General features: G+C 68.7%; 3 protein-coding genes and 1 pseudogene. All 4 read right to left on the bottom strand.

What is annotated here, in order from left to right:
- Nucleotides 1-120 (bottom strand): annotated as a pseudogene (locus F813_RS14570) (IS110 family transposase); the annotation flags it as partial.
- Between the two features lie 387 nt (nt 121-507).
- A complete protein-coding gene (gene ligA / locus F813_RS0113285) occupies nt 508-2,601 on the bottom strand; it encodes an NAD-dependent DNA ligase LigA (RefSeq protein WP_017926917.1) in 2,094 nt (697 codons plus the stop codon).
- Entirely contained in the window at nt 2,598-3,791 is a 1,194-nt protein-coding gene (locus tag F813_RS0113280) for a cell division protein ZipA C-terminal FtsZ-binding domain-containing protein (protein WP_017926916.1), read from the bottom strand. Before F813_RS0113280 ends, ligA begins: the two co-directional genes overlap by 4 nt.
- A 61-nt stretch (nt 3,792-3,852) precedes the next feature.
- Complete coding sequence (smc, locus tag F813_RS0113275) at nt 3,853-7,347, bottom strand: chromosome segregation protein SMC (RefSeq protein WP_017926915.1); 3,495 nt, start codon at nt 7,345-7,347, stop codon at nt 3,853-3,855.
- Nucleotides 7,348-7,711 lie beyond the last annotated feature (364 nt).

The raw sequence follows: 7,711 nt of genomic DNA, 5'->3' as shown, positions 1-7,711 counted from the left end.
CTCCCGGTACTGGTCTTGGCGGTTCGGGAACACCTTGGGCTTCACCTTGCCCGCCTCCAGATCCCGGACCCACATGCAGTCGAGCTTGTTCTTGCTAACATCAACGCCAATATGAGCCATCTCGTCCTCTCGCCTTGTCCGTACAGCCTCACCCGTCCGTCACGGAGGGGGGTCTTGGATACCGTTCAAACTTCGAGATGAGAAAGGACTCGGGGCCAATCTACAGAACAGGTTCGTGACCTCAGGAGCCTGACGGGTTACCCGAGCCCAATACGGTTCATGGTAGCGATCCGTGAACCGCAAGACACAAGGAGCCTGCTCGCAGGCGAACGCCCCAGCCCGCGCCAGGCCCTGGCAGGGGCTTCGCCGCCAAGGCGGCTCCTACAGGGGCACCCCAACGCACGACCAGCCCGCCGTAGGAGCCTGCTCGCAGGCGAACGCCCCGGCCCGCACCGGGCTCTGGCAGGGGCTTCGCCGCCGAGGCGGCTTCTACAACGGCGCGGGTGATCAGGCGATGAGGTCGGCGAGGTCGTCGGGGCCGAGGATGGGGATGTCGAGGGATTCGGCCTTGGTGACCTTGGAGCCGGGGTCGGCGCCGGCGATGACGGCGGTGGTCTTCTTGGAGACGGAGCCGGTGACCTTGGCGCCGCGGGCTTCGAGGGCGGCCTTGGCTTCGTCGCGCGTCATGGTGTCGAAGCTGCCGGTGAGGACGTAGGTGTTGCCGGCCAGCGGGGCGGCATCGCCCTCCTCCGCTGCCGGTCGCGCAGGCGGATCGGGCCAGTGGACGCCGGCGTCGCGCAGCGCCTGGATGACGTCGCGGTTGTGGGGCTCGGCAAAGAAGTTGGCGATGTGCTCGGCGACGATGGGGCCAACATCGGGAACCTCCTGCAGCGCCTCGGCATCGGCCTGCATCAGGGCATCCAGGTCGCCGTAGTACGTGGCCAGGTTGCGGGCGGTGACCTCGCCCACCTCGCGGATGCCGAGGGCAAAGATGAATCGCGCAAGCGTGGTCTCGCGCGCCTGCTCCAGGGCGTTGACGAGATTCTCGGCGAGCTTGGGGCCGACCCGCTCCAGGGCCTCCAGGCGTTCGGCATCCAGCGCGAACAGGTCGGCCGGGCTTTGCACGATACCGCCATCGGCGAGTTGCTCGATCAGTTTCTCGCCGAAGCCCTCGATGTCCATGGCCCGGCGCGAGACAAAGTGCTTGAGGGCCTCGCGGCGCTGTGCAGGGCAGACAAGCCCACCGGTGCAGCGCGCGACGGCCTCGCCCTCGGGGCGTTCGATGTGCGAGTCGCATTCCGGGCAGCGGGACGGCATCTCGATCGCGCGGGTGTCCGCCGGGCGCTCGCCGCCGGCGCGGCCGACCACCTCGGGGATCACGTCCCCGGCACGGCGTACGATCACGCGATCGCCGATGCGGATGTCCTTGCGCGCGATCTCGTCCATGTTGTGCAGCGTGGCGTTGCTGACCGTCACCCCGCCGACCAGTACCGGCTCCAGCCGCGCGACTGGCGTCAGCGCCCCAGTGCGGCCGACGCGGAAGTCGACGGCGCGCAGGGTCGTCGTCTGCTCCTCGGCCGGGAATTTGTGCGCGATCGCCCAGCGCGGCGCGCGCGAGACGAACCCCAGGTGCTGCTGATCGGCCAGCGAGTCGACCTTGTAGACGATGCCGTCGATCTCGTAGTCCAGCTCGTGGCGACGTTCGGCCAGGCGCTCGTAATACGCGAGACAGCCCTCCACACCCTCGAGAACCGCGCGTTCGGGGCAGACTGGAAAGCCCAGCTGGTGCAGCCAGTCCAGCGTGCCGGACTGGGTATCGGGCAGCGTACCGCCCTCGACGTGCCCCACCGAGTAGGCGAAGAAACTCAGCGGGCGGCGTGCCGTCACCTTCGGGTCCAGCTGACGAAGGCTGCCGGCGGCGGCGTTGCGGGGGTTCATGAAACCCCGCTGGCCGTCGGCCTCCAGGCCCCGGTTCAGGCGCTCGAAATCCGAGCGGCGCATGAATACCTCGCCGCGCACCTCCAGCACTCCGGGGGCATCGTCGGTATAGCGATCCCCCAGGTGCAGCGGGATCGGGCGCACGGTGCGGACATTGCCGGTCACGTCCTCCCCGGTCTCGCCGTCGCCGCGCGTCGCGGCCTGCACCAGGCGGCCGTGCTCGTAGATCAGGCTGATGGCCAGGCCGTCCAGCTTGGGCTCGGCCATGTAGGTGACGGCCTGTTCGGTGCGCGCAGGCTCGCCGGTCTGCTTGGCCAGGCGCTCGCGCACGCGGCGGTCGAAGTCGCGGATCTCGTCGGCCTCGAAGCCGTTGGCCAGCGACAGCATCGGCAGGCGGTGGCGCACGGTGTCGAAGCCGGCGGCGGGGGCACCGCCAACACGCTGTGTGGGGGAATCCGGGGTGACGAGGTCGGGATGTTCGGCCTCGAGCTGTTCGAGTTCGCGCATCAAGGCGTCGAACTCGGCGTCGGAGACCTCGGGGTCGTCGAGGACGTAATAGCGGTAGTTGTGGTGCTCGATCTGGCGTCGGAGCTGTTCGATCCGCTCGGCCGTCTTGCCACCCGCGCCCGTCGTGCCCTCCGGCGACGCGGAGGGCGAGCTCACCGCGTCCTCCGCCGCCGCAGCAGGTCCGGACGGTGGCGCATCAGCCACTCGTTCAGGTCCTCGCGCATGTAGGCGAGCGTCTGGTTGGTGGCAGTGGACTGCTGGGCATCGAGGATCGATCCGCCGAGGTCGCGTGCCAGCGCATGCGCATTTTCCAGCAGCGCCTCGAACGCGCGTTGCGGATCGGCACTGGCGTGCACCTGCACGAACAACGTGATGCCAGGCGTCATCGTGTCCGTCAGATCCTGTTCGCGCAGTGTGCCCGGCGGCACCATGTTCGCGGCGGAAAACAGCGCCTGGCGGCTGTCGATCTCGGCATCGTGGTAGTGATAGATGTCCATTGCGCCCGGCTTGAGACCCGCGCGCTGCAGTGCGGCCCCCAGGGCTACGCCGGTAAACGGCCGGTTGCGCGGCGCGACCACATGCAGCAGCAGGATCTTCTCGTCGGAGCCCGGGCCACCGCGCAGCGGATTGCGGCCGACCACACGCGGTTCGGACACATGTTCGCCCAGTGTTTCCATGTCGGGGGATGGTTCCTCGATCAGTTCGGGGTCCACCTCGTGATCCGGGTGCAATGGCTCGCCCAGCGTCTCTTCTGCACGCGGGCGACGCAGACGAACACTCCGCAGCGCGGCGATCCCGGAGCGCATACGACCACCCAGCTCGTCCATCATGCTCTTCGCGGTTTGCGCGGCACGTGCTTTGGGGCGACGACGGGGCGCATCCTCCGGGTCCGGTTCGAATGCGCCATGCGGCGGTGGCGGAACCCGTTCTTCGTCGTTGTCCAGGACGCCGTAGATATCCTGCGCACGGTCGGCATGCCGCTCGCCTCTGGCCAGGGGTTCGTCGTCCTCCGCCGAGGTCACACCCAGATGCGGCTCTGCACGCTCGCGCTGGGGAATGCGTACATCGTCGAAGCCTTCATCGGACTCCACTTCGTCGGCATCCCGCGTGTACTCGCGCGAGGTTTCCAGTGGATCGGCCCAACCCGCCTCCGCCCCCAGACTGTCGGTTTCCCTCTCACGGTGTCTCGGCCGGGCATCGCCCTGCGCGGGAATGTGTACGGCATCGTCGCTCCAGTCCGCGGCGTCGTCATCGACATCCGGCCCGCGTTCACGCGTGCGCAGGCGGTGGGCCATCCAGATACCGGCGACCAGTACGATGCCCAGGATCACCAGACTGATGCGCATCCAATCCACTCAATACCTCGTCATTCGTGTTGTGCGGCCGCGCGAATTCGGACGGAACCGCTCAGGCCTCGGCCAGTTCCACGGCCTCGTCGATGTCCACGCTCACCAGACGCGAGACCCCCGGTTCGTGCATGGTAACGCCGATCAGCTGTTCCGCCATCGCCATCGTGGCCTTGTTATGGGTGATAAAAATGAACTGGATCTGCTCGGACATGTCCTGAAGCAGCTCGCAGAAGCGCCCGACGTTGGCCTCGTCGAGCGGCGCATCCACCTCGTCCAGCATGCAAAAGGGTGCCGGATTCAATTCAAAGATAGCGAACACCAGCGCCGATGCTGTGAGCGCCTTCTCGCCTCCGGACATTAGATGGATGGTGGAGAGCCGTTTGCCCGGCGGGCGGGCCATGATGGTCACGCCGGTGTCCAGCAGGTCGTCGCCGGTCATCTCCAGGCGCGCCTCGCCGCCGCCGAACAGGCGCTGGAATTTCTGCCCCAGCCCGGCGTTCACCTGATCGAAGGTCTGCTTGAACAGCGCCCGCGTCTCGCGGTCGATGCGGTGCATCGCCGCTTCCAGCGTCTCCAGGGCTTCGATCAGGTCCGCGTGCTGCTCTTCGAGATAGCGTGAGCGCTCCTCCAGGCTGCGCGCCTCGTCGATCGCCGCCAGGTTGATCGGCCCCAGGCGCTCGATCTTGCGGTCGAGCTCCGCGATCGCCTGCTCCCAGGCCGACACCGTCGCATCCTCTTCCAGCCCCTCGACCAGCGCCGCGGCCTCGAAGCCCGACTCCTGAAACTGGCCCTTGAGCTGGTCGATCTGCACCGAGCGTTCGCGCTGATCCAGGCGCAGTTCCTCGCAGGTGGAGCGCCGGGCCTCGACGCGGCTGTCCAGTTCGCTGGCCTGTGAGGCCAGTTCGCGCAGGCGTGCATCACAGGCCTCAAGATCCGCGCGCGCCCGCGTCAGGCGCTCCTCCGCCTGCTGGCGCTGCTCCGCGGCGGCCTGCAGGTCTCCGCGCCACTGCTCCAGCGGCGCCTCACGCCCGGCCAGTCCCTGCCGCAGCTTCTCCAGGCGCTCGCGGTCCTCTGCGCGCTGGCGTTCCAGGCGTTCGCGTTCGCTTTGCTCGCGCTCCAGCCGGTGGCGCGCCTCCTGCTCCGCCATTCGTGCCCGGCCAGAGACATCACGCGCCTCGCGCACCGCATCGCGCGCCTCATTGTGGGCCTCCCGCGCGGCCTCCAGCCGGGCCTCCAGTGTGCCGCGGTCCGCCTCCAGCGTTTCCAGCGTGGCAAGGGCCTGGTTGCGTTCCTGCTGTGCGGTCTCGAACTGTTCCCGTGCGCGTGTCGTCTCTTCTTCCAGCTCGCCCGCCTCGCGGTCGATCCGCGCCTGCTGTTGTTCCAGCTGCCGGGCCTGATCGCGCAGGCGCTGGACGCGCCGGTCGCGTTCATCGATCTCGCCCTGCTGTTCGCGCCGCTGGGCATCCAGCCGGTCGCGCTCCGCCTGCGCAGCGTCGATGGCCTCACCGCGTTCGGCAAGGGTCGCCTGGTGCTGTTCGACCTGTGCCTGAAGCTGCTGCTCCTGTTCGCGCAGCTCGCGCGCGAGCCGCACCCGCGCGACCGCCCCGGAGGCACCACCTTCCAGTGTGCGATGCGCGACCCACCCCGGCCCCATCCAGGTACCGTCGGGTGTGATCACGCTCTCGTCCGGTGCGAGACGGGGGACGCGGCGCCGGGCCTCGTTCAGATCCTGTACGCAGTGGATTCGTGACAGCCACTGTGTCACCGCCGCGGAGCCGCGCACGCGGGCGGCGAGCGAGTCGTCGGAGATGGCGGCACCGGCACCCGCCTTCGTACTCACCAGACGCAGCGCGGCATCCGGCCAGTCTTGCGTGGCCTCGGGGGCGTCCAGCACGGCGGCCTCCAGCCAGGCCCCCAGCACCAGCTCCACGGCCGCATCCCAGCCGTCGTCGACCTCCAGCTGCTGCACCAGGGGCCGCGTGAGGTCCAGCCCCTGTTCGCGTGCCCAGGCCTCGCGACGCTCGCGCGTCTGGGCCGGGTCGTCCTCGCCGGCGAAGTGTTCCAGCCCCGCCAGACGCCCCGCGACCTCGCGCGCCTCGCGCTCGGCCTGATGCAGGGCGTCGCGCGCGTCGCGGCGGGCCTCGGTGAGCTGGTTCAGGTGTTCCTGCTGCTGTTCGCACTGCTGGCGCAGCTGCTCCAGTTGTTCAGCCAGGGCATCGCGCTCGCCCTGCAGCCGTTCGGCCTCCTCGCCCGGGTGGGTCTGAGGCAGGGCCGCGCGCTCGGCGTCGAGACGTTCGCGGCGCTGCTCCAGGCGCGCGAGCTGGTGCTCGGCATGATCCATGCGCGAACGCGTGAGCTGCGCATTCTGGCGCGGTTCGGCCAGGGCGCGTTCCCACTCGGACTGCGCCTCGCGCGCCGCCTGGAACTCGGTTTCCGCCTGTTCCGCCGCGGCCTCCAGCCGTTCCCGCTCCGCCTCCGCGGTCTCCGCCTCCTGCTGGCGCTGGTCACGCTCGCTTTCGGCCTGGGCAATACGCTGCTCCAGCACCGCGAACGCCTCGTCGGCCGTCTGCAGACGCTGTTCCAGCTGCTTCAGTTCGGCGCGCTCGCGGGCCAGCTCGTCCTCCGCATGGCGGATCGACTGCTCCAGGCGCGAGACTTCGGCGGCGCGGTCGTAGTAGGCCGACTGTGCCTCGGTGGTGGCGGCCTCGAGGTCCACGCGCGTCTGGCGCTGCTGCTCGGTCTCGGTACGCAGCTTCTGCGCCTCGGCCTGGGTGCCGGCCAGCTGGGTCTCGGCCTCCTGCAGACGGCGGCGGCTCGCCTCCAGCTCGTGTTCCTGCGCGCGCAGGCGCAGCAGGATCGCCTCGGCACGTTTCTGCCGCCGCTCGGCGGCGAGGGTCTGGTATTGCTCGGCGGTGGCGGCCTGGCGGTTGAGGCGTTCGGCCTGCTTGGCAACCTCGTCGCGGACGTCGTCGAGGCGCTCGAGGTTCTCGCGGGTGTGGCGCACGCGATTCTCGGTCTCGCGCCGGCGCTCCTTGTACTTGGAGATGCCGGCGGCCTCCTCCAGATAGACGCGCAGTTCCTCGGGCCGTGCGTCGATCAGGCGCGCGATCATGCCCTGCTCGATGATCGCGTAGCTGCGCGGGCCCAGACCGGTGCCGAGAAACAGGTCCACGACGTCGCGCTTGCGCGCGCGCTGGCCGTTGAGGAAGTACTTGGACTGGCCGTCGCGCGTCAGCGCACGGCGTACGGCAATCTCGCCATAGGCGCTGTACTCGCCGCCCAGGCGACCGTCGGAGTTGTCGAAGATCAGCTCGATCGAGGCCTGCCCGACCGGCTTGCGGCTGGAGGAGCCGTTGAAGATCACGTCCTCGCTGGAGTCGCCGCGCAGGTGCTTGGCCGAGGACTCGCCCATCACCCAGCGCACGGCGTCGATGGTGTTCGACTTGCCACAGCCGTTCGGCCCCACGATGCCCACGCGGTTTCCGGGCAGCACCAGTGTCGTCGGATCCACGAAGGACTTGAAGCCGGCCAGTTTGATTCGGGCGAGTCGCACGTTCGGCGTGATCCACGGTCAGGGCATTCGCGGGTAGAATGGTACACGCTTACGGCCTGAGCGTGACCAGGCCCGAACAGCCCGTCACCGCCGTCCCTGTAGGCGCCTGCTCGCAGGCGAAGCCCCTGCCCACGCCGGCCCCTGGCAAAAGCCGTTCGCCTGCAAGCAGGCTCCTTGTGTCTTGCGGTTCACGGATCGCTACCATGAACCGTATTGGGCTCGGGTAACCCGTCAGGCTCCTGAGGTCACGAACCTGTTCTGTAGATTGGCCCCGAGTCCTTTCTCATCTCGAAGTTTGAACGGTATCCAAGACCCCCCTCCGTGACGGACGGGTGAGGCTGTACGGACAAGGCGAGAGGACGAG

It is taken from the genome of Thioalkalivibrio sp. HL-Eb18 (assembly GCF_000364985.1).
In the GTDB taxonomy this organism is placed as follows: Bacteria; Pseudomonadota; Gammaproteobacteria; order Ectothiorhodospirales; family Ectothiorhodospiraceae; genus Thioalkalivibrio.
The sequence above is the reverse complement of the archived record's forward strand: the minus strand, read 5'-3'. Positions and strand labels throughout refer to the sequence as shown.